We start from the raw sequence: 20,492 nt of genomic DNA, 5'->3' as shown, positions 1-20,492 counted from the left end.
ATCAGACGAGACCTCCGATGACCTCCGACTCCCCCGTCCTGCGCGGCGGCGCCCTCGCGTTCCTGCTCGCCGGAAGCCCCCTCCCCGCCCTCGGCCAGGCCGCCGTCACCCTCGAGGAACTCTCCGTGGAGGGCGAGGCCGCGCCCGTTGCGGGCCGGCCCGCCGCGCCGGCCTTCGGAGTGGCGGCGCCGCCGGGCTCGGCGCCCGCGGTGATCGAGCACCCGGTCGGCGAGATCGTCACCGGCATCGGCCGAGACGACACGATCGCGAACCGGCCGGCGACCAGCATCGGCTCGGTCCTGGTGAACAGCCCCGGCGTGACCGTGCGGCAGGGGAACGGCGGCCGCGACGTGGTCATCTCGATCCGCGGCAACAACGCCCGCTCCACCGGCGTGATCAAGAACACCGTCGTCCTGGAGGACGGCTTCATCCTCACCCAGCCGGACGGGGCGTCGCGCTTCGACCTCACGGACCCCCGCGCCTACGGCCGGATCGACGTGTTCCGCGGGCCGCAATCGCCGCTCTTCGGCAACTACGCCACCGGGGGCGCCATCGCGTTCCGGACACGCACCGGGCGGGAGATCGACGGCTACGAGATCGGGGTGGATGCCGGCAGCTTCGGCTACCTCAGCAACTATTTCACCGTCGGCGGCGTCAGCGGCCCGTTCGAGATCAGTCTGTTCGCCAGCGATGTCCGCGCGAACGGCTACCAAGACCACGCGAGCTACGACACGCAGACCATCAACCTGCTCGCGAGCTACACCCCGACGCCGGACAACCGCTTCACCCTGAAGGTGATCAACAACACCCTCGACGCCAACCTGCCCGCCCGCGCGTCGCTGGCCCAGTACCAGATCAACCCGTACCAGCGCAGCTGCGCCGCCGCGGCGAGCGCGGCCCCGGGCTGCACCACCTTCAACCTGTTCCGGAACGGGGCCTTCGGCGCGACCGTGCCGGTGACCGCCGACGAGGGCGGCTTCGGGCGCAACGACCGCCGGACCATCGTGGCCGCCCGCTGGGAGCACGACATCGACGCGTTCACCACGTGGCGCACGCAGCTCGGCTTCGACGAGCGCAACTTCGACCAGCCGTTCTACACGACCGCGTCGCGGGGCTCCTACCCGTCCTGGAATTTCCTGACCGACCTGACCCGGCGGGGCGACGTGTTCGGCCTGCCGGCGACGGGCTACGTCGCGCTCGCCTACAACACGATCGACAACCACATCACCACCTTCAACCGGGCCCCCTACGTCGGCCCGCGCCTGGGGGCGCTGATCGGCGATCAGTCGGCGGTGCAGTCCAATCTCGGCGGCCGGGCGCGACTGGAGCTGGGCCTGTCGGACCAGTGGACCGGCATCCTCGGCCTGAGCGCCGAGACCACGGCGATCACCGGGCGCAACGTCGCCTACGCGTACGCGGCGAGCGGCACGACGCGGACGGTGGCGGACGCGAACCGGTCCTTCCTCAACGTCGCCCCCGAACTGGCCCTGGTCTACCGGCCGGACGCGGCCTGGGCGCTGCGCGGCCGGGTCGCCACCGGCTACACCACGCCGGCCGCCAGCAACCTGTTCATCACCCCGGCCGGGCTGCCCGGCAACAACACGCAGCTCCGGACGCAGGAGAACCTCGGCTTCGATCTCGGCGCCGAGTGGAGCCCGGTGACCGATCTCCGCCTGAGCGTGACCGTGTTCTACGAGTTCTTCCGCAACGAGCTGGTCTCGCAATCGCCGGGGGCCGGCCTCCTCGCCTACACGTTCAACGCGCCGGCCTCGGAGCATCGCGGCATCGAGGTCGGCGCCGACTGGGCCTTCGCGCCCGGCTGGCGCGGAACGCTGGCCTACACGTTCGACGACCAGATCTACACCCGCTACACCGAGCAGCTCAGCGCCGGCAGCCTGAGCCGGTCCTTCGACCGGGCCGGGAACCGGATCCCCGGGGTTCCGGCCCACCAGCTCCTCGCCCGCCTCGGCTACGACGTGCCGAGCGGCCCGCTCGCGGGTCTCGGCGCCTTCGTGGAGACGGTCGTCCAGGGCGATTTCTACCTCGACAACGCCAACCTGCTGAAGGCGCCCGGCTACGCGGTGGTCAACGCCAACCTGCACTACGCCACGGAGCTGACGGGCGGCTACGCGAAGCGGCTGAGCCTGTACGTCGAGGTGCGCAACCTGTTCGACACGACCTACGTCGCCTCCGCGCAGAACCTCGCCAACAGCATCAGCGGCACGACCGGACTCCAGAACGGCGCCGCCGTGCTGGCGACCACCACGGGATCGGTCTTCGCGGGTGCTCCGCGAAACATCGTCGGCGGCATGCGGCTGGCATTTTGATAACTGCGCGGCGGCTCGCGCGTGGTGTCGCCGTCGAGCGTACACTATGCTTCGGCAGTCGATCGCAGGGCGGGGCCTGAGCGCGCGGCGGGGCCGTGGGCGGGGATGTGGCGCGATGGTCCGATGAGGCGGCGAACCGTACTCGCTGGGTTGCCCCTGGCGCTCGCCGGGTGGCCGCGCACCGTGCTGGCGCAGGGTCAGGCCCATGTCGCGGCCCTCTGGCCGTTCGCGGAGGGCGATCCCGAGGGCCGGGTGCTGGCGGAATCGTTTCATGCCGGCCTGCGCGACCACGGTCATCCCGATCAGCGGGTCGACGATCGCTGGACCGGGGCCGACCGCGAGCGCACGCGTCTCCTCGCGACCGAACTCGTGGCCGCACAGCCGCAGGTGATCTTCGCCTACCTCAGCGCGCAGCTCACGGCCGTGGCAGCTCTGACGAAGCAGATCCCGATCGTGTTCGTCGGCGCCTCGAACCCGGTCCGCTTCGGGTACGTGGAGAGTCTCCAGCGCCCGGGCGGCAACATCACCGGCTTCACGCTCTACGAGGCGCCGCTGGGCGGGAAATGGGTGGCGGCCCTCAAGGAGGCTGTTCCGAGCCTCAGGCACGTCACGCTCCTGTCCAATCCGAGCACCGAGATCCGCGGCGAGAACCTCTATGCCGAGCCGTTCCGCGCCACCGCGGCCGCGCTCGGGATCGAGCCGGTGGTGGTGAAGATCGACAAGGCGGCCGAGATCGAGCCCGTGATCGCCGCGCTCGCGCGGCGGGGCGACGGGGGCCTGATCGTCGCCCCCGGCACGTTCAGCGAGGCCAACGGCGACCACATCGTCGCGCTCACCACGAGTCTCCGGGTCCCCGCGGTCTTCGCGATCCGGCGTTTCGCCTACCGAGGCGGCCTGATGTCGTACGGACCGGATCCGGTGGAGACGGTCCGCCGGGCCGCCGCCTATGTCGGCCGCATCCTGCGCGGCGAGAACCCCGCGACCCTGCCGGTCCAGGCGCCCACGAAGTTCGACTTCATCGTGAATCTCAAGACGGCCCGCAGCATGGGCGTGACGATCTCGTCGGCGCTCCTCGCCCAGGCGGACGAGATCGTCGAATGACGGCGCCGCGCCCGACAGCCTCCCCGCCGGCCGCGACAGCGCCGCCGCGCTGGTTCCGCCTGCCGCTCGCGGGGAAGTTCGCGGTGGCCTTCGTGGGCCTGGTCAGCCTCGTGCTGCTCATCAACGGCGCCGTCGACCTGACGCTGAACTACCAGGACGCCAAGCGGACCGCGATCGAGACGCAGCGCACCAAGGCGCGCGCCGCCGCCGAGCGCGTCGACGCCTTCCTATCCTCGATCGAGGGCCAGATCGGCTGGACGACGCGCGCCGAGTGGCGGCGCGTCTCCCCCGAGCAGCAGCGCTACGACTTCATCCGCCTGCTGCGCCAGGCGCCGGCCATCACGGAGGTGGCGTACCTCGATCCGGCCGGCAAGGAGCAGCTGCGCGTCTCCCGGCTGGAGCCGGACGCCGTCGCCAGCGGCAAGGATTTCTCGACCTCGCCGCGCTTCACCCAGGCGCTCGCCCAGAAGACGTGGTTCGGCCCGGTCTATTTCCGGCGCGGGTCCGAGCCGTACATGACCGTCTCGGTGGCCCATGCCGGCCGCGACCCGGGCGTGACCGTCGCGGAAGTCAATCTCAAGCTGATCTGGGACGTCGTCAGCGCGATCAACGTCGGCGAGCACGGCTACGCCTTCGTGACGACGGCGACCGGTCGCCTGATCGCGCACCCGGATCTGAGCCTCGTCCTGCGCGACACCGACCTCTCCGGCCTGCCCGAGGTCGCGGCGGCCCTGCCCGGCTCCCGCATGGCGGGTCAGGACTACGAGATCACGACCGGCCTCGACGGCGGCTGGGTGCTGGCGGCTCACGCCACCATCCCGCGGGTCGACTGGATCGTCTTCGTGCAGGAATCGCTGCGCGACGCCATGGGGCCGGCACTCGAATCCGTGATCCAGACCACGTCGTTGATGGGTCTCGGCGTCCTGCTGGCGGCGGTGGCGGGCACCTTCCTCGCGCGGCGCATGGTCGTGCCCATCCGCGAGCTCGAGGACGGGGCGGAGCGGTTCGGCGCGGGTGACCTGTCCGAGCGGATCGTGATCCGCACCGGCGACGAGATCGAGACCCTCGCGCACCGGTTCAACACGATGGCGAGCCGGGTCCAGGATTCCTACGAGACGCTCGAGGCCAAGGTCGAGGAGCGGACCCGCGACCTCAACCGGTCGCTCGACGATCTCCAGCGGGCGCAGAGCCGGCTCGTCCAGTCCGAGAAGCTCGCCTCGCTCGGACAGCTCACCGCCGGCATCGCCCACGAGATCAAGAATCCGCTGAACTTCGTCAACAACTTCGCGTCGCTCTCGAACGAGCTGGTGGACGAGCTGCGGGAGCTGCTCGAACCGACGACCCTCGACCCCGACACGCGCGCGGAGGTCGAGGAACTCGCCGGCCTGCTCAAGGGCAATCTCGAGAAGGTCGTCCAGCACGGCAAGCGCGCGGACTCGATCGTCAAGAACATGCTGCTCCACTCGCGCACCGGGTCCGGCGAGCATCGCCCTGTCGAGGTCAACTCGCTGGTCGAGGAGAGCCTGAATCTTGCCTATCACGGGGCCCGTGCGGCGAAACCCGGCTTCAACGTGACCCTCGTGCGCGATTACGATCCGGCGGCCGGCCTCGCCGACCTGTACCCACAGGAGATCACGCGGGTCCTGCTGAACCTGATGTCGAACGGATTCTACGCCACCGAGAAGCGGGCCGCCGACGGCGAACCCGGCTATGCGCCCACGCTCTCGGTCGCCACCCGGGACCGGGGCGACGGCGTTGAGATCCGGGTGCGCGACAACGGCACCGGCATCCCGGACAGCGTCAAGGCCAAGATGTTCGACCCGTTCTTCACCACCAAGCCGGCCGGCGAGGGAACGGGGCTCGGCCTGTCGCTGAGCCACGACATCCTCGTCAAGCAGCACGGCGGAACGGTTGACGTCGCCACGGAACCGGGTGCCTTCACGGAATTCATCATCACCCTGCCGCGGCAGAGTGTTACGCCGGACGCGCCGCCTCGGCCACCGACCGTGACGGCGGCCGAGCTGGTGACCGAGCCGGCGACCGAGGCGGCGACCGAGACTGAGAGCCAGCCATGAACGTCCTGATCCTCGTCGTCGATGACGAACCCGACGTGACGGACCTGTTCCGGCAGCAGTTTCGCCGCGAGCTGCGCGCCGGACGCTTCGCGATGGCCTTCGCGCACTCGGCCGCGGAGGCCCTGGAGCGGATCAACGGCTCGAACGAGCCGAGCCTGATCCTGATGCTGTCGGACATCAACATGCCGGGGATGACCGGCCTCGAATTGCTGCCCCTGGTGCGCGCGGCCCGCCCCGACGTGCCGGTGATCATGATCACGGCCTACGGCGACGCCGAGACGCGCGAGAAGGTCCGCGCCGCCGGCGCCGTGGGCCTGATCACCAAGCCGATCGACTTCGCCGTTCTGAAGGCCGAGATCGATCGCCGTCTGTCCGCCTTCGCGGGGACCGAATGACGCCCGGCGCCCCGAGCGCCAAGATCCTCGTCGTCGACGACGAGCCGGATCTCGAGGCGCTGATCACCCAGAAGTTCCGCCGCCAGATCCGGCAGGGCCTCGTCACGTTCCTGTTCGCCCACGACGGGCAGGAGGCGCTGGACCGCCTGGCCGAGAGCCGCGACGTCGATCTGGTCGTTTCCGACATCAACATGCCGCGGATGGACGGACTGACCCTGCTCGCCAAGCTGCAGGAGCTGGCCGAGCGCCCCTCGATCATCATCGTCTCGGCCTACGGCGACATGGCGAACATCCGCACGGCGATGAACCGGGGCGCCTTCGACTTCCTGACGAAGCCGATCGACTTCGCCGACCTCGAGACGACGATCGAGCGGACGCTGCGCCACGTCGAGGACCTGCGCGAGGGGCGGCGGCGGCAATCGCTCGCCGAGCGGGCCCACGCCTCCCTGGCCCGGTACTTCTCGCCGAACCTCGCCGAGCGGCTCGCGGGGGACGCGTCGGGCCTCGAACTCGGCGGCCACCGCCGCGACGTGGCCTCCCTGTTCACCGACATCGCGGGCTTCACCAGCCTGGTGGAGAGCCTCGACCCCGCGCAGCTCGCCGAGATCCTCAACGGCTACTTCGCCGAGATGACCGACGTGGTCTTCGCCCACGAGGGGACGGTGGCCAAGATCGTCGGCGACGCCCTGCACGTCCTGTTCGGCGCGCCGGGGGATCAGCCGGACCACGCGGCGCGGGCGGTGGCCTGCGCCCTCGCCCTGGACGAGGCGGCCGAGGGCTTCCGCAATCGCTGGCGCGAGCGGGGAATCGAGATCGGCGTGACGCGGATCGGCGTCCATGCCGGACCGGCGATCGTGGGCAATTTCGGCGGCGGCCGCTACTTCGACTACACGGCCTACGGCGACACCATCAACACGGCCGCCCGTCTGGAGAACGCCAACAAGGCCTTCGGCACGCGGATCTGCGTCAGCGACGCCGTCGTGATCCGCGCCGGACAGTTCCGCGGCCGCCCCCTCGGCGACCTCCTCCTGCGCGGCAAGCAGACGGCCCTGCGCGCCTACGAACCCCTGACGGAAGCGGCCTACGGCGACGCGCTGCTCGCCCAGTACCAGGACGCCTACGCCAAGCTCGATACCGGGGAGGCCGGCGCGCTGGCCGCCTTCGCGGCCCTGGTCGGTCTGCGCCCCGACGACGGCGTCGCGGCCTTCCACCTGAAGCGGCTGCTGAACGGCGGCAGCGGCAGTCGGGTCGAGGTCCGCTGAGTCGCGCGCGCCCGGCTTCCCCGTCGCCCGCCCCGATAGCCCCGCTTTAAGGCAGCGCCTATTACCGTCCGAGGGCGTGCGATCGGAATCCCTCCCGATCGGCGATGCTCGGAACGGGTTCGGACGGGAGACCGGCGGATGAGACGGCGCGACGTCATCGCGGCCCTCGGCGGCGCGGCCGCGTGGCCGGCCCTCGCCGCCGCGCCGGCGAAGGGTCAGCGTCGCCTGGGGATCCTGCTCGTCTACGGCGAGGCGCATCCCGACAGTCCCGTCATCGTCGAGACGCTGAAGGAGAGCCTGAAGCGGGCCGGCTGGATCTGGGGTGAGAACCTCACGGTCGACCTGCAGTACGGCAACGGCGACGCCGAACGGATGCGCGTCCAGGCGGAGGAGATCGTCGCCCGCGCGCCCGACGTTGTGCTCGCGCAGGGCGTCGTCGGCGCGACCGCGCTACAGCGGGCGACCACGACGGTTCCGATCGTCTTCATGATGCTTCAGGACCCGGTCGGCGGCGGCTTCGTGACGAACCTGTCGCGGCCCGGCGGGAACCTCACCGGCTTCACCAACTTCGACTTCGTCCTCGTCGGCAAGTGGCTGCAGCTCCTGAAGGAACTCAGCCCCGGCGTGACGCGGGCGCTCGCCCTCATCAACCCCGATTACCGGGCGCGCTTGGCGGGCTACACGGCCGAGATGGCCCGGATCGGCCCGGCACTCGGGATCGATGCCCGGATCGCGGGCGTGCACGACGCGGCCGAGATCGAGGCGGCGATCGCCGGCTTCGCCGCCCAGCCGGAGGGCGGCCTCATCGCGCTGCCGGACGCGGTGACCGGGGTGTACGGCCAGCTGATCGTCGATCTGGCGGCGACCCACCGCCTGCCGGCCGTGTACGCCTACGCGGCGCCGGTCCATCTCGGCGGCCTCGCCGCCTACACGACCAGCGTCGAGCAGGACGTGCAGCGGGCGGCGGGCTACATTGATCGGATCCTGCGCGGCGCGGTGGTCGGCGACCTGCCGGTGCAGGCGAGCGAGCGCTTCATCACGCTGCTCAACCTGACGACGGCCGCCTCCCTGGGATTGACCATCTCGCCCTCGCTGATGGCGAAGGTGGACGAGCTGGTCGAGTAGCGGCCGCCGGAACCGGTGCCGGTCGTCGCGGCGGCACCGCCGCGACGACCGCGATGGAGCGGATCAGCTGAAAGCCGGCAGGCGTCCGTCGGGCGAGTAGCGGTCGATGGCCGAGGGCAGGTCGCGCGAGAGGCGCGCCAGCAGCTCGCTCTTGCTCAGGCCGGTGCGCTGCTCCAGGGCCGCGAGCGTGTCCGGTCCGATGGCGCGTTCCAGATCCGCGGTCGGGATGTCGCGGTTCGGCCCGTGATTGATCCAGGACTGGGCCGTCTCGGCGTGACCGCCCTTGGTGAAATGGTCGACCAGCTCGGTCAGGCCCCCGGCGATGAGGCCGCCGACGCCGCCCGCGCTGGCGCCGCCGAGGAGCCGATCCAGGTTCGCCGGGATGGTCGAACCCGTCGCGGGCGGGACCTGCGGCGCCGGCGACCGGGACGCGTCCTTGGCGTGGCCGCCGAGCCACTCGGCGATCCGGTCGCGGTTCTGGTAACCGGCCACGGCCAGCAGGCCCAGCAGGGCGGTCATCGAAGGGTATCCCTTGCTCATCGCGTCGTCCTCTTGAGGCGGGCCCTCGGCCCGGGTGGTACGGCGGTCATCCGCCGCAATGGGTCAGGCCCCGCTCGGGCCCGCGTCGCTCGCGACCGTCCGGCCAGCCAACGCGGACCCGTCCTCCGCGCTCCGGCCGGTCGTGATGGCGCGCTTGACGGTCGATCGGGCGGCGTCGATGGCGATCGCCGCGGCCGACATGGTCCGCGCCTCGGTCGGTCGCTCGAGGGCGTGCTTGGCGATGTCGCCCGCGAGATCGTCGATCTCCCGGGCTAGGCTCTCGAGACGCGCCGGGTCGGTCTTCTCCTGCGCCTCCTGGCGGATCCTCAGCAGGCGGTCCGTCGCTTCCTCGACGCGCTCCCGGCGCAGGCGCGACAGGCGCTGGCCGATCCAGGCGAGCGCGGAGCCGATACCGCCGCCGAGGAAGGCGAGCAGGTAGATCCAGGTCTCGTAGCGCTCGATGAAACTCTGCTGTTCGCGCTCGTAATAGTCGACGGCGCCGGGATGGATCGGCAGCCGGGCGCTCGTCGCGCCGACGGTCCCGTCATAGGCGGGCGCCTGAAAATAGTCGGCCGCGGGCGTGACGTTGGCCATGGCGCTGCGCAGCTCGAACAGGTGCTGGGTGACGTCGGCCGCCACCGACCGGGCGAGGTTCGCGCGCGCCATCAGGCGGTACGAGGCGCCGACCGTGCGAACCTCCGCGTCGGGCACCTTGGGGCTGCCGCCGAAGGTCTCGGCCGGCATGGTGACGACCTGCAGCCGCGGCAGACGGGCAACGATCGCCTCGGCGTTCTCGACATCCACGAAGGAGATCTTGCGATCGCGGCTGGCCGCCTGGACGAGGCCGACGATCCGCTGCGCCGTCGGCGCGGTCGGCGCGATGACCGAGATCACCGCGTCGACCCGCTTCCGGGCGAAGGCCGCGCCCAGGTCGCTCTCGGCCATCTCGACCAGGGCGACGTGGCGCGGCGGCAGCGCGCCTGCCGGCTCGGTGGTCACCAGCGTCAGACCGTAATGCTCCAGCATGGCGCGGATGAGCGCCTCGTCGGCGTCCCTGTGGGCCAGGATCGCCAGGCGCTTGCGGTCGAGATCGGGGAAGCGGGCGATCCCGGCGGATTCTGGCGACGCGATGATCATCGCCTGGTCGCGCAGGATCGCCAGCGTCAGGCCATTATCCGGAAGCTCCACATCCGGCCGCACGATCGCCAGATCGGCGCGGCCGTCGCCCAGCGCCTCGGCGCTGTCGCGCACGTCGTCGAAGGGCAGGATCTTGAGGCGGATCTCCTTGTGGCGCTTGGCCAGAGCGTCCGCGTAGGCCTGGATCAGGGCCGGCTCGGTTCCGTCCTTCGGGGCGACAGCGATCGTCAGGACGGTGGCCCGCGACGCCCAGTAGGCCACGCCCGCGCCGACGCTCAGCAGGATGGCCAGCATCAGGAAGACGAATTCCTGACGCAGGAAGAGGCTGGCGAAGCGCCGCATCGGCTCTGCTCTCGCGCATCGAGCGGCCAGGCCCGGCACCGTGCCGGGCGAGGGCCTGAGGGCGGCGCCGAGGGGACGGCGCCGCGGGACGGGCTCAGTGCTTGCCGGTGATCTTGTCGGCGACGGACTTGGCGCCGTCCTTGACGTCGCCGACGGTCTTCTGCGCCTTGCCCTCGGCCACCAGCTTGTCGTTGCCCGTCGCCTTGCCGGCCGCCTGCTTGACGTTGCCCACCGCCTCGTTGGCCAAGCCCTTGATCTTGTCGGTCGTGCTGCTCATCGCGTGCGCTCCTTCACGGTCGTGGTGGCGGTCGTACTCGTCGGTCGAGAGGTCCGGTCGGGCGCGCGGCCCACCGGGATAGACGGCCCCCGCATGCACGCGGGGGCCGAGGGGATCACCGGGTGACCGGGGAACGGTCCGCCGACGGTGAGATGGCGGTCAGATGATGGCGACGTCTGGTGGATCAATAGTTCCAAATTACCAGTACAATGAAATTCAGCCACCGGGTCCCTGGAGTGGAAATCCGTTCTCCCGGCCCCAAACAACCGCTTCGGTCCGCCGATGGACTCCGAGCTTCCGGTACAGTGCGGCGCCGTGATTGCGCACCGTGTTGCGCGACAGCCCGAGCTTGCGCGCGATCGCGTCGTCGCTGAGCCCCGAGCAGATCAGGTTGAGGATCTGGCGCTCGCGCACGGTCAGGTTCGGCGCCCCTGCGTCGCCGCCCTCCCGGCCAGGCCGGCGCAGGTTCGCCAGCTTCTCGATCAGCCCGCGGCTGAACCACGACGTGTCGGCCATCACCGTCTCGATCGCGTCGAACAGCTCCCGCTCCGAGTGCTTGCGCTCGGTGATGTCTTGCAGCACCAGAAGAAGGAAATCGGCGTCGTTGATCGTGATCCGCTCGGCCGAGACCAGGCGGTCGAGGTTCGCGCCGCTCTCGTGGCGCAGGCAGACCTCGGTGCCCAGCACGTAGCCCTCGCTCACCAGCCTCTTCTCGAAGGCTTCCCGCTGGGACGACGTCACCCACAGGCCGGCCTCCTCCAGCGAGCGGCCGACGACGCGGTCCTCGCCCAGGCCGAAGACCCGGCTGAACGCCTCGTTCACGCCCGTGACCTGGCCGTCCTCGGCCCGCACCAGCACGGTCGGGATCGGCGTCAGCCGGAACGCCTTGGCGAAGCGCTCCTCGCTCTGGCGCAGGGCGGCCTCGGCCTTCCGGCGCAGCTCCAGGTCCGCGAAGGTGAACAGCATGCAGGGCTCGTCGCCCATCTCGATCGGCTGCCCGGCGACGATCACGAAGCGACGCCCGCCGTCGGGCAGGTCGAGGCAGGCCTCCATCTGCGGGATCGTGCCGCCCGCATTGAGCCGCGCGACGGCGAGGTCGCGGTTGCGCGCGCCGGCCAGGACGTCGACCTCGTAGACGCTGCGGCCGATGACGGCGTCGCGGGTGTGGCCGGTCATCTCCAGGAAGCCGAGATTGACCCTGACGTGGCGCAGGTCGGACAGCCGCGTGATCACCGCCGGGGCCGGGTTGGCGTTGAAGGTGCGCTCGAACCGTTCCTCGGCCTCGAACTGGTCGGAGACGTCCTTCAGGATCAGCGCGAGGCAGCTCGGGTTGCCGTCGCGGTCGGTGGCGACCAAGCCTCTGAGGGAGTGAACGAACTCGACACCGGGCCGGTCTGTCCGCGTGACCTCGACCACCACGTCGTGGAAGGTCTCGCCGGCGATCACGCGCTCGATCGGGTAGTTCTCCGGCTCGTGATTGTTGCGGTATCGGAGGCAGAAGCGGTCGCGATAGGCGTCGACGGTTGGGCCGAGCTCGTCGAGGCTCTCGGCACCGTGCATCGCCAGGGCGGCCGCGTTGGCGTAGGCGATGGTCTGGTCGGGCTCGACCAGGATCACGCCCTCGCTCAGGCCGGCGATGATCTGCCGGAGCTCATGCCTGTCGACACCCGCCGTCACGATCCGTCCGGTCCCCGCCGCCTCGACGCCGCGCCCCTCGCAGCGGGGCACAAACGGGTTGCGCGCAAGCAGGTTCCGCCCGATCCGCAATTTTCACTGGTATACCTGCATCATTGACGTCGTCGAGATCAACCAGAGATAAGTTCGCAGCCCTCCCGCGAGATGTCGTGCCCGTCGCGACGCTGTCTCCACCCCATCGAGCCCAGAGCTTCACCGTGAAGCCCGCTGTCGAAGAGCGCGATCCGGCCGGCGCGTCCGATCCCGTCATCTCGTATATCCAGGCGCAACTCGGTCATCGGCTGCGCCAGTACTATTCAGAAGTTGCACCGATCGAGATGAGCTCACGGCTGGCCGGCGTGCTGGGCCGCCTGTCCGCGGCCCTGGATGCCGCCGAGTCCGAACGGCAGGTTCCCGGTGCGTTCAAGGACGATCTGATCGCCCTGGTGCCGCGCCTGCGCCGCTACGCCCTGTCGCTGACGTTCGACGGTGTCGAGGCCGACGATCTCGTGCAGTTCACGCTGCTCAAGGCGTGGGAGCACCGGCAGCGCTTCCAGCCCGGCACGAGCCTGGTGGCCTGGCTGTTCACGATCTTGCGCAACGGCTTCATCAACGGACGACGCAAGCGACGCTTCGAGGTCCCCGATCCCGACGGCGCGCACGCCGTCACCCTCTTCGAACCGGCCGCCCAGGAGCACAGCATGGGCCTGAAGGAGGTCCGGGCCGCGATCGATCGGCTCGACCCGGCCTATCGCGAGGCGCTGATCCTCGTGGCCGTCGACGGTCTTGCCTACGAGGCCGCGGCCTCCGTAATCGGGTGCCCGCCGGGCACGGTGAAGAGCCGGGTCAGCCGCGCCCGCGACCGCCTGCTTCACGAGCTGGGCGAGCGCTGACACACGCGCGACTCCGGTGGCCGGCGCAGGATGCTGGGCCATGGTCGCGAGCCAGCAATCGCGGGGACGCGAACGCCGCACCCGATCGATCAGGCGGAGCGGCGGTCGGGCCGTGTCTGCGCGGGCGTCCGCTCGATGGGCAGGCGCGCGACCGAAGCCCCTCTGGCATCGCGCACGACCAGCACCCAGTCCTCCGCGTAGCCCTCGTCGGCGAGCTCCTGGACCATGTCCCGGATCACGCTCCGGGCGTCGTCGAGCGCCTGGTCGATGCTCGCGGCCTCGATGCCGATCTCGTCCTTGATGATCTCGCGACCGTGCTCGATGTCGAAGTAGAGGCGCCGCGGAACGAGCCGAAAGTCGCTGCGGTCGCCGCTCGTGAGCCTGTCGATGTCGAAGATCTTCGCCGGATCCTGCGAAGTCCGGGACCTCGCGACCTTCAGGAGCGCGCGTCCGCCACCCACCAGTACGGCGGCTGAACTGGCGACACAGGACGCGAGTATTACCGTGTAGAAGCCGAACGTTTGCCAGCCAAAGGCAAGCACAGCCAGTCCGCCGCACAGGGCGGCTAAGATGACAACCAGCGGCATCCCCCCGGCCCTCGATCGCGCGTTGGCTCTCCGATGTGGGGTATACGGCAAAACTCCGGTCCGCAAGAACGTCCTGACAATCGGTGCGCGTTCGACGGGACGGGCTGAAATTAACGCTACTCGAGCGACCGACGGATCGAGTATCCCGCGTGAAGAGCGAACACAGGGCGCCGAAATCCGTCTCGCGCGGTAGCTGGTCGATGGTTCATCCAGCGATCGGAACGCGGTCGAGCGCTCGGATCGCGAGATCTGGCGCACGCGGAGAGGCACAATCTCGTGAGCCTGCACGTGTCGACTGACGGGACCTCGCGCGCCACGCACCGCGCAGTCTGATCGAAAGCCTATCGGATCTCAGCGGCGCCTTCGCCCGGGCCGGTAATGGATACGTCGCCGATGTCCCATTCCGTCGGCCATCCGACGCGCCCAATCACAATGACAGCATCCCCGCCAAACTCGGACATAAATCAACTCGGAGTTGTTGTCAGCAACCTTATAATATAGGAGCCCGATCTGAAACACTAACTTCTGCGCGAAATTTCCCAATTATACAGCGATTCGTCCACAGGCGGCTCCGCCGAAATCCTCACATGAATGTATTTCTCTCTCCGCTTGGCTTAAGATATCTCTGAACAGTGGAGATGCGCGATCACGCCTGTCGTTCTGCTGGGCTCGTGCGCGTTAACGGAGTGGGTTGGTGGACAACAGCGACGCGGCTCGCGCGACAACTATCGAGCAGCCCGACCTCCCACTCTCCGATCGGGTCGCGGCCATCGACGCCAAGCTCGACGATCTCTTGGGACGCATCTCGGCGCTGCAGACACACTGCTACTATGACTCGATCAATTGGAATAACTTCAAGGCTCGATTCGATCGATTCGTCCTCGAATGCGAGGATCGGCAGCGAGATATCTTGGAGACCTTGATCAGAGGAAGCGCGGTCGAACCAGTCGACTTGCGTGTCGCGACAGCGAACCCGCTTGCCGGCGACACGCCCGACCATCTGTTTCCGCGAGGCACAGCGGCTGACAACACGCGCTCGCCCCGCTTCGTCGCGGCGTGCGAAACCCATTTCGGTTTCCCCTTGCGTCACCTCGATGTCGGTTCGGCCGGCGGAGGGCTCGTCTGGGATTTCACACGGCGCGGACATTTCTCGATCGGGATCGAGGGCTCGGACTGGTCGCGGAAGGAGCAGCGCGCCGAGTGGCGCACCATTCCGGACCGGCTGTTCACTGCCGACGTACGATTCCCGTTTCGCGTCGAGGACGGCGCCGGCGCGGTCCAGCAGTTCGATCTGGTGACGGCCTGGGAATTGTTCGAGCACATACCGGAAACGGACCTGCCCACACTGCTGCATTCGATCCACCAGCACCTGAGACCGGGCGGAGTCGTAGTGGCCTCCATCGCGACCTTCGCGGATTGCGACGCGGCGGGTCACGAGTTTCACGCGACGATCCGCGATCGCACTTGGTGGGAGACCGCCTTCGCGGCGTCAGGACTAGACCCGGTCCAGAGCCCGTTCCAGCTTCGCGACTATCCGCGTGGTTCGGGCAATCCCCGCGCCTACGACTGGGACGCACACGCCAATCCGGAACTCGGCTTCCATATCGTAGCCAGCCGTCAACCGGAAAACGCACCGTGGACAGGCACGTAGATCACGTCTCGATCCGGTGATGGCTCGGCACCCACCAGCCTCGATGCGCGATGGTCTGCGGCGGACGCTTCGCAATACCGCGCCTCCACTCCATCGCGCATGGCGAGGATCGGATCCAGTCCTCCGCGAACGGTCAACGCTCGCGGCTCGAGCGAGCCACCGACACGCGGAGCTATCGACGTAGCGCGGAAGCCCGCGGAAGCGGCGAGGCCCAAGATCGATCTCGCGCCGCGAGCCAGCGACACATCTGACGCTGAGACTTTCGTGCCACCTCGAAATCGGTTCGCCGGGCTTGCGGCCTCACCCGCAATGGTAGACCGAGCACGAGCCCTGACGTGCTCGGATGACCCATGAAGTTCCGATTGCCCCTCTCATCCAATCAGCGCCGCCCCCTGTTCGGCAACCCGCTCCCCGGCTTCGACCCGGCCTACTACCTTGATCGCAACCCCGATGTTCGCGAAGCCGGCCTGGATCCGCTGAAACACTTCCTCGAACATGGCTGGAAGGAAGGGCGTGACCCGAGCCCAGGTTTCAGCACGACAGGCTATCTGGCCGCGAACCCGGACGTTGCTGTCGCGGAACAGAATCCGCTGCTCCACTTTCTGCAGAACGGTCTTGCCGAAGGACGAAGCGGTTACGCCCGCGCCGCCTTGTCGATGGGTGCGGTGACAAAGACCGGATCTGCACCGGCTCACGGCACGCCCGCGTCGCCGGGAGGGCATGATCCCGTATCGCTGCAGGGCTTCATCGACGAGGCCGACCACAGCCGGATCCGCGGCTGGGCCTTCACGCCCTCCACCCCTCACTCACCGACCGTGATCGCCATCGTCGTCAATCAATCAACCGTCAATACGGTCATCGCGGGCAAATTTCGTCCGGATCTACGCGAGGCGGGTATCGGCAACGCGCATCACGGCTTCACATACGCGTTCTTTCCACCGCTGCGCAAAGACGTGGAGCAGACCATCGTGCTTCGCCGCAGCGCGGATGGCCAGGAATTGGCCCGGGCTGTCCTGCCTCCGGGGCGTCAGCTCTGATCGACGGGTCCTCCCCGCTCGCAGGAAAGGAGCTATGCGGCCGACGTCAGACCGCGATCATGGAAGCTGGCTTGGGCGTCAATCCTTGCATTCCAGATCGCCGGTGAGCAGAGGCTGGGCATTGGCGGTCGCCGGCACCGTCCCGTCCATGCTGTAGATGTAGACTTTCGGATCGGCGAAACCGATCCGTCCCTGCACGGATCGACCGGTCGCCCGGTCGAATCCTGTCAGGACCGTATCCTTGAACGGCAGGCAGGGAAGCGATGCGGTGATGTAGCCCGAGCCGCCGACTACCCTGACGTCGAGCCGGATGCCGAGGATCTCGCGACCGAATCGGCGGTAATCGGCCGTTGCCGAAACAGTCGCGGCGGCTGTACCGCCGCGGGCGACGACGGGCGTGTAGACGGTTCGCGCGAGGTTCGTCGTAAAGCCCGTATTCCCGATGGGCTGGCCGCTGTCATCGGTAATATTGACGCCCGCACCATCTTCCCATTTCGGCGGCGCCTCACCGCTCTCGGTATTGTATTTGGCCACGACATTTCTGACGCTCGGCCGAGCGCCCCCGCGCGCGACCAAGCCGCCCGTGGCGGAGATCGTACCGAAGCGATTGGCCCGCGCGGCGGACGGCGACGTCCAGGCTCCGGCCTTCAGGTCGATCCCAATTCCGGTCCGTCCTTCGCGATCGGCGCGGATGAAGATGAACTCGTTGGTATCGGCGTTGCCGATCTCGAACCCTGTTCCCTCTTGGGTCAGCGTCAGAACGTTGATCCACTGACTCGAGTTGGTGTCGAGCCAAGGCGATCCAGGGCCGATACGGACGCCCTGCGCGCGCAGGCTCGCTCTGCCCTGCTGCGTCACGCGCAGCTTCCACTCGTTCTGCGACGTATCGAGGAACGAGGACGCGGCGTTGCCGGAGTTGGCAACGGTAATGGCTACGTCCCGCGTCCCACCGATGTCGGAAGGCCGGACAGTCAGGACATCGCCCAACACGTAATTCGATCCACCTTCCGTAACGTCGATGGTGGACACGGACCCGTCCTTGACCGTGATCGTCGCTTTGGCGCCCTCTCCTGTGTCGATGCCGGCGCTCACCAGGAAAACACCGGAGTAGGTCCCGCTCCGGCCGCCGGAACCGGGTGTGAACGCCGCCCAGACGGATCCCGTGAGGAGGCCCTTGGCGAGGGGACCACGAGCCTCGTCGACGTCGATATCGACGCCCGGACCGGTCGTGTCCCGCACCATGATGTCGATCCTGGAGTTCTTCAGCCCGCGCACCAGCAGTCCGGTCTTCGCTCGTCCATTCCCGTTCAGCGTCAGGTCCGAAAGCGTCACGGCGGTCACCGGTGTCTGGGGTGTCATGCTCCGAAGATCGAGCATCACGACACCGAGCGCACCGACCCATTTCAGCTCGGTTCCCGCGATGGAGAAGGCGCCTGCCCCCTGGCCGATGATCTTGATCCGGGACATGTTGGGCGCGCGCAGCGACGTCGCGCATCGGGCGACGCCGGGAGGCAGGACCAGGGTCCCGCCTCCGCGGGCGTCGAGGAAGGCCGACGCGGCGTTGATGGCGGGACACACGTCCGCGGACTCTGTCCACGCCTTGCCATCACCGTGGGCGGCAAAATCATCGTATGTCGCCAGGACGGCCCTGAACTTGGCGACGAGCGGGCTGTCGACCGGGTCTGCCAGCTGGACGAGGCTCAGGACGCTGCCGCTCGGCAGGGTCGCCGCCGCATTCGCCTCGGATCGCGCGTCGCTCGAACCGCGCCACTGTCTGCCATTCTCGGCAGGACGAGGCCGCTCCGGTTCGTGCGCGGGAGGAACCGTTCGCGCATCCAGGGCCCATGCGCGAGCTGCATTCAGCGCGAGGCACAGGGCGATGAGGTGACCGCGGCGCATAGTTCAGATCCCGTTTTCCGCGTGTTTCCCGCGCGACGCCACGCGCCGCGTGGCGGGGCCCGCCTGTGCCAGGGCGGAGCCGTCCGTGATACGATGGCATACGACTGCGCGATGAGGACAGGGATGCGCGTGCGCGGCGTCGACAACCGAGAGCGTAGGCACTGGTTCTACGACAGCCGACTAATGGTCTTCGGCTTCTGCTTGACGGCGTTCGTCGCGATCTTCTGGCAGGTCAGCCGGTTCGAGGGCTTTCAGCCGATCTTCTCCTGCGCCCGCACGACGGACGTTGATCGTCAATTGCTGGCCCTGGGAATGGATGCCTGCATGGTCAACGCGCGCACCCAGTCAGATCGCGAGGGATGTATGCGCACCGTCCATCTGCTCGCTTGCATGAAGGAGCGCTGGCGCTGATCGACCGCGGCCGCGGCGCGAGAACCCGCAGCGGGGTTGCAGCGGACGCGATCACCTACAGCAGGCCGCTCGACGCGCCCCCGTTCAGCGAGCGGCTGGCGCGCGCGACCAGCTTCGCGAAGGCTAGAGCCGCCGCCGAGGCCTGCGTCCGGGAGGGAAACGACCGATCGGATTCGGCCACCGTCATCTCGGTCGCGTCGAGGAGCACCCAGGTCCAGAGATGCTGTCCGGTGGCTTGGATCCTGAAATGCATCGCGAACTCGCAGGCTGAGGCATCGTGCGATCATGCCCGGCGGAAAGTCGCGCCGTGTTAATGGGTTGCGCCGCGCAACATCCTATGTCGGTGGGATCGCGTTCCATCCCCGATATCCCCGCCGATCACAGGCTGCGACGCTCGGCAGCGATCGTTCGGAGATTCGCACGACGCGCTGAGCCGGCAACCCGATCGGCGCGTAGGCATCTTTTGATGAGGACAGCGACGGCGGATGTTGGTCGTAAGGCACCGTTATCGCCGACCGCATCCACGGGGCCCCGAGCGCCCCGGGCGAGCAGCCTTCGGGCATGCGTTCGGCCGGAGATGCTTCCGCCTCGCTCATGGATCAGATCGCCCCCGCTCGTACCGGCCGCACCCGCAGGAGGCCTCATCCGGCCCTTGTCGTGGCGTCTATCGTCCTCGCCATCGGCCTCTGGTTCGTCATCTACGCGGTGGCCGGACGCGCCATCTGGTTCTGGTGAGGCGGGACACCCGGCCCCGTCCCGCCGGAGCTTCCCAGCCCCCGGAAGGTCGCGACAGGGCCGGCGCAAACCATCGCCTGTAAAGAAGCTCAGCGGCTGGACGACGCGCGTGCCTCGAGGGCGCGGAGCGCCCACGGAACGAGCCGGACTTTCCGCGCGATCAGGTCTCTTGGAGAAAGTTCGCAGATTCTGGTGACTGCCAGCGCGCTGGCGCTCCCAAGGGGACCGCGCCGAGCCTGATGCATCAACAGCTTAGGTCGGAGTGGGACCCGAAATCCGCCCACGGGATCATTGGGTTTTTTGACGTTGAGGTCCCACCGGCTGCTCCCTCCACTTCTTCACGAATCGACCTCGGGCACGGGGGTCAGTTTGCTCGCTCCAGGCGGCCATTCGCCTGACTTGCGAAGCTGCCCCTCGAGATATGGATCCGGGTTGCGGCCCCTCAGGATCTCGTTGGCTCGCCATGCCTTGCCTTGAGGCGGCAGGAGATGGAGCCATGGCGGTTGTCCATCGGGGTCAACGATCCGGTCGTACACGTCATCGTCCATGGGACGCGTCCTTTCGCTTCGCGACCCAGCAGAGGTTATCCGACCTCTCTGAGCATAGCGCGGACCTCGGATTGCTCCGAGGAAGCCTCGTCGGCGGTACGGTTCCCGATCTCAGCCATCCGATTCGACGACCAGCTGAAAATAGCGAGGTAGCCTGCCCCCTCCATATTCGTCACGCCTCGATAAACCATGTGCCGCCCGGTCTGAAGCTCGCTGAGGCAGTGGTTGTGCGCCAGAAGCACCGCAAGGCTGTACGGCGTCATTCCGTCCGCTAACGACTTGTCCACGCGAGCACGATGGTCGCCAATGATGCGCTCGACGGCGTTGAACACGTCGTCGACGAACAGCGCCGACTCCCCTTGAATGGCGCCGCTTGCGTGCTCGCGGGCATCGTCAATGGCCTGCGCCATAAGGGTGAGCGTGCCGGGCTTGCGCTTGAAGAATCCAAACATGGAGATGCCTGCGACGCGACTTTG

General features: G+C 68.4%; 19 protein-coding genes. 10 read left to right on the top strand and 9 right to left on the bottom strand.

Features of this window, described 5'->3' with window-relative positions; translation table 11 throughout:
• Positions 1 to 17 precede the first annotated feature (17 nt).
• The 6 genes from ACQKQD_RS03760 to ACQKQD_RS03735 all read left to right on the top strand — a co-directional run bounded on the left by ACQKQD_RS03760 (position 18) and on the right by ACQKQD_RS03735 (position 8,285).
• Positions 18 to 2,327 (top strand): TonB-dependent receptor family protein, encoded by a 2,310-nt coding sequence (locus ACQKQD_RS03760; protein ID WP_427507522.1) that lies wholly within the window; start codon positions 18 to 20, stop codon positions 2,325 to 2,327.
• A gap of 123 nt (positions 2,328 to 2,450) precedes the next feature.
• Complete coding sequence (locus ACQKQD_RS03755; RefSeq protein WP_056527425.1) at positions 2,451 to 3,428, top strand: ABC transporter substrate-binding protein; 978 nt, start codon at positions 2,451 to 2,453, stop codon at positions 3,426 to 3,428.
• Complete coding sequence (locus ACQKQD_RS03750; protein ID WP_427507521.1) at positions 3,425 to 5,503, top strand: sensor histidine kinase; 2,079 nt, start codon at positions 3,425 to 3,427, stop codon at positions 5,501 to 5,503. The genes ACQKQD_RS03755 and ACQKQD_RS03750 overlap by 4 nt, the downstream gene beginning before the upstream one ends.
• Complete coding sequence (locus ACQKQD_RS03745) at positions 5,500 to 5,898, top strand: response regulator (RefSeq protein WP_020096377.1); 399 nt, start codon at positions 5,500 to 5,502, stop codon at positions 5,896 to 5,898. Before ACQKQD_RS03750 ends, ACQKQD_RS03745 begins: the two co-directional genes overlap by 4 nt.
• A complete protein-coding gene (locus ACQKQD_RS03740) occupies positions 5,895 to 7,160 on the top strand; it encodes an adenylate/guanylate cyclase domain-containing protein (protein ID WP_020096376.1) in 1,266 nt (421 codons plus the stop codon). The genes ACQKQD_RS03745 and ACQKQD_RS03740 overlap by 4 nt, the downstream gene beginning before the upstream one ends.
• A 138-nt stretch (positions 7,161 to 7,298) precedes the next feature.
• Complete coding sequence (locus ACQKQD_RS03735; RefSeq protein WP_331299645.1) at positions 7,299 to 8,285, top strand: ABC transporter substrate-binding protein; 987 nt, start codon at positions 7,299 to 7,301, stop codon at positions 8,283 to 8,285.
• Positions 8,286 to 8,348: 63 nt separating this feature from the next.
• Here the strand turns inward: ACQKQD_RS03735 and ACQKQD_RS03730 are convergent, their stop codons facing one another.
• From ACQKQD_RS03730 to ACQKQD_RS03715, 4 genes are all read right to left on the bottom strand, one after another.
• On the bottom strand, positions 8,349 to 8,825 hold the full coding sequence (locus tag ACQKQD_RS03730) for a YidB family protein (protein ID WP_026605449.1): 477 nt from the start codon (positions 8,823 to 8,825) through the stop codon (positions 8,349 to 8,351).
• Between the two features lie 63 nt (positions 8,826 to 8,888).
• Positions 8,889 to 10,304, bottom strand: a complete 1,416-nt coding sequence (locus ACQKQD_RS03725; RefSeq protein ID WP_427507520.1) for a TAXI family TRAP transporter solute-binding subunit — start codon at positions 10,302 to 10,304, stop codon at positions 8,889 to 8,891.
• A gap of 94 nt (positions 10,305 to 10,398) precedes the next feature.
• On the bottom strand, positions 10,399 to 10,581 hold the full coding sequence (locus ACQKQD_RS03720; RefSeq protein ID WP_427507519.1) for a CsbD family protein: 183 nt from the start codon (positions 10,579 to 10,581) through the stop codon (positions 10,399 to 10,401).
• Between the two features lie 216 nt (positions 10,582 to 10,797).
• Positions 10,798 to 12,258: a helix-turn-helix transcriptional regulator gene (locus ACQKQD_RS03715; RefSeq protein WP_427507518.1), complete on the bottom strand. Its 1,461-nt coding sequence runs from the start codon at positions 12,256 to 12,258 to the stop codon at positions 10,798 to 10,800.
• Positions 12,259 to 12,371: 113 nt separating this feature from the next.
• Here ACQKQD_RS03715 and ACQKQD_RS03710 point away from each other — a divergent pair, with 113 nt between their 5' ends.
• Entirely contained in the window at positions 12,372 to 13,148 is a 777-nt protein-coding gene (locus ACQKQD_RS03710) for a sigma-70 family RNA polymerase sigma factor (RefSeq protein ID WP_244603161.1), read from the top strand.
• 89 nt (positions 13,149 to 13,237) lie between these two features.
• Here the strand turns inward: ACQKQD_RS03710 and ACQKQD_RS03705 are convergent, their stop codons facing one another.
• Complete coding sequence (locus tag ACQKQD_RS03705; protein WP_427507517.1) at positions 13,238 to 13,735, bottom strand: DUF6894 family protein; 498 nt, start codon at positions 13,733 to 13,735, stop codon at positions 13,238 to 13,240.
• Between the two features lie 694 nt (positions 13,736 to 14,429).
• Between ACQKQD_RS03705 and ACQKQD_RS03700 the strand changes: the two genes are divergently transcribed.
• Together ACQKQD_RS03700 and ACQKQD_RS03695 are read left to right on the top strand one after the other, a co-directional pair.
• Positions 14,430 to 15,386, top strand: a complete 957-nt coding sequence (locus ACQKQD_RS03700) for a class I SAM-dependent methyltransferase (protein WP_427507516.1) — start codon at positions 14,430 to 14,432, stop codon at positions 15,384 to 15,386.
• 350 nt (positions 15,387 to 15,736) lie between these two features.
• A complete protein-coding gene (locus ACQKQD_RS03695) occupies positions 15,737 to 16,423 on the top strand; it encodes a hypothetical protein (protein ID WP_427507515.1) in 687 nt (228 codons plus the stop codon).
• A 78-nt stretch (positions 16,424 to 16,501) separates the two neighbouring features.
• Here the strand turns inward: ACQKQD_RS03695 and ACQKQD_RS03690 are convergent, their stop codons facing one another.
• Positions 16,502 to 18,322: a hypothetical protein gene (locus ACQKQD_RS03690; RefSeq protein ID WP_427507514.1), complete on the bottom strand. Its 1,821-nt coding sequence runs from the start codon at positions 18,320 to 18,322 to the stop codon at positions 16,502 to 16,504.
• Between the two features lie 123 nt (positions 18,323 to 18,445).
• Here ACQKQD_RS03690 and ACQKQD_RS03685 point away from each other — a divergent pair, with 123 nt between their 5' ends.
• The gene (locus tag ACQKQD_RS03685; protein ID WP_427507513.1) at positions 18,446 to 18,733 is read left to right on the top strand and encodes a hypothetical protein; all 288 of its coding nucleotides are present in this window, start codon (positions 18,446 to 18,448) and stop codon (positions 18,731 to 18,733) included.
• A gap of 55 nt (positions 18,734 to 18,788) precedes the next feature.
• On the opposite strand, the gene ACQKQD_RS03680 is transcribed toward ACQKQD_RS03685, so the two are convergent.
• The 3 genes from ACQKQD_RS03680 to ACQKQD_RS03670 all read right to left on the bottom strand — a co-directional run bounded on the left by ACQKQD_RS03680 (position 18,789) and on the right by ACQKQD_RS03670 (position 20,468).
• Complete coding sequence (locus tag ACQKQD_RS03680; RefSeq protein ID WP_091980151.1) at positions 18,789 to 18,986, bottom strand: hypothetical protein; 198 nt, start codon at positions 18,984 to 18,986, stop codon at positions 18,789 to 18,791.
• An 820-nt stretch (positions 18,987 to 19,806) separates the two neighbouring features.
• Positions 19,807 to 20,016, bottom strand: a complete 210-nt coding sequence (locus ACQKQD_RS03675) for a hypothetical protein (RefSeq protein ID WP_427507512.1) — start codon at positions 20,014 to 20,016, stop codon at positions 19,807 to 19,809.
• Positions 20,017 to 20,051: 35 nt separating this feature from the next.
• Positions 20,052 to 20,468 carry a hypothetical protein gene (locus tag ACQKQD_RS03670; RefSeq protein WP_427507511.1) on the bottom strand — a complete coding sequence of 139 codons (417 nt, stop codon included), beginning with the start codon at positions 20,466 to 20,468 and terminating at the stop codon, positions 20,052 to 20,054.
• Positions 20,469 to 20,492 lie beyond the last annotated feature (24 nt).

The organism is Methylobacterium sp. NPDC080182 (assembly GCF_050281105.1).
Taxonomy (GTDB): Bacteria; Pseudomonadota; Alphaproteobacteria; order Rhizobiales; family Beijerinckiaceae; genus Methylobacterium.
The sequence above is the reverse complement of the archived record's forward strand: the minus strand, read 5'-3'. Positions and strand labels throughout refer to the sequence as shown.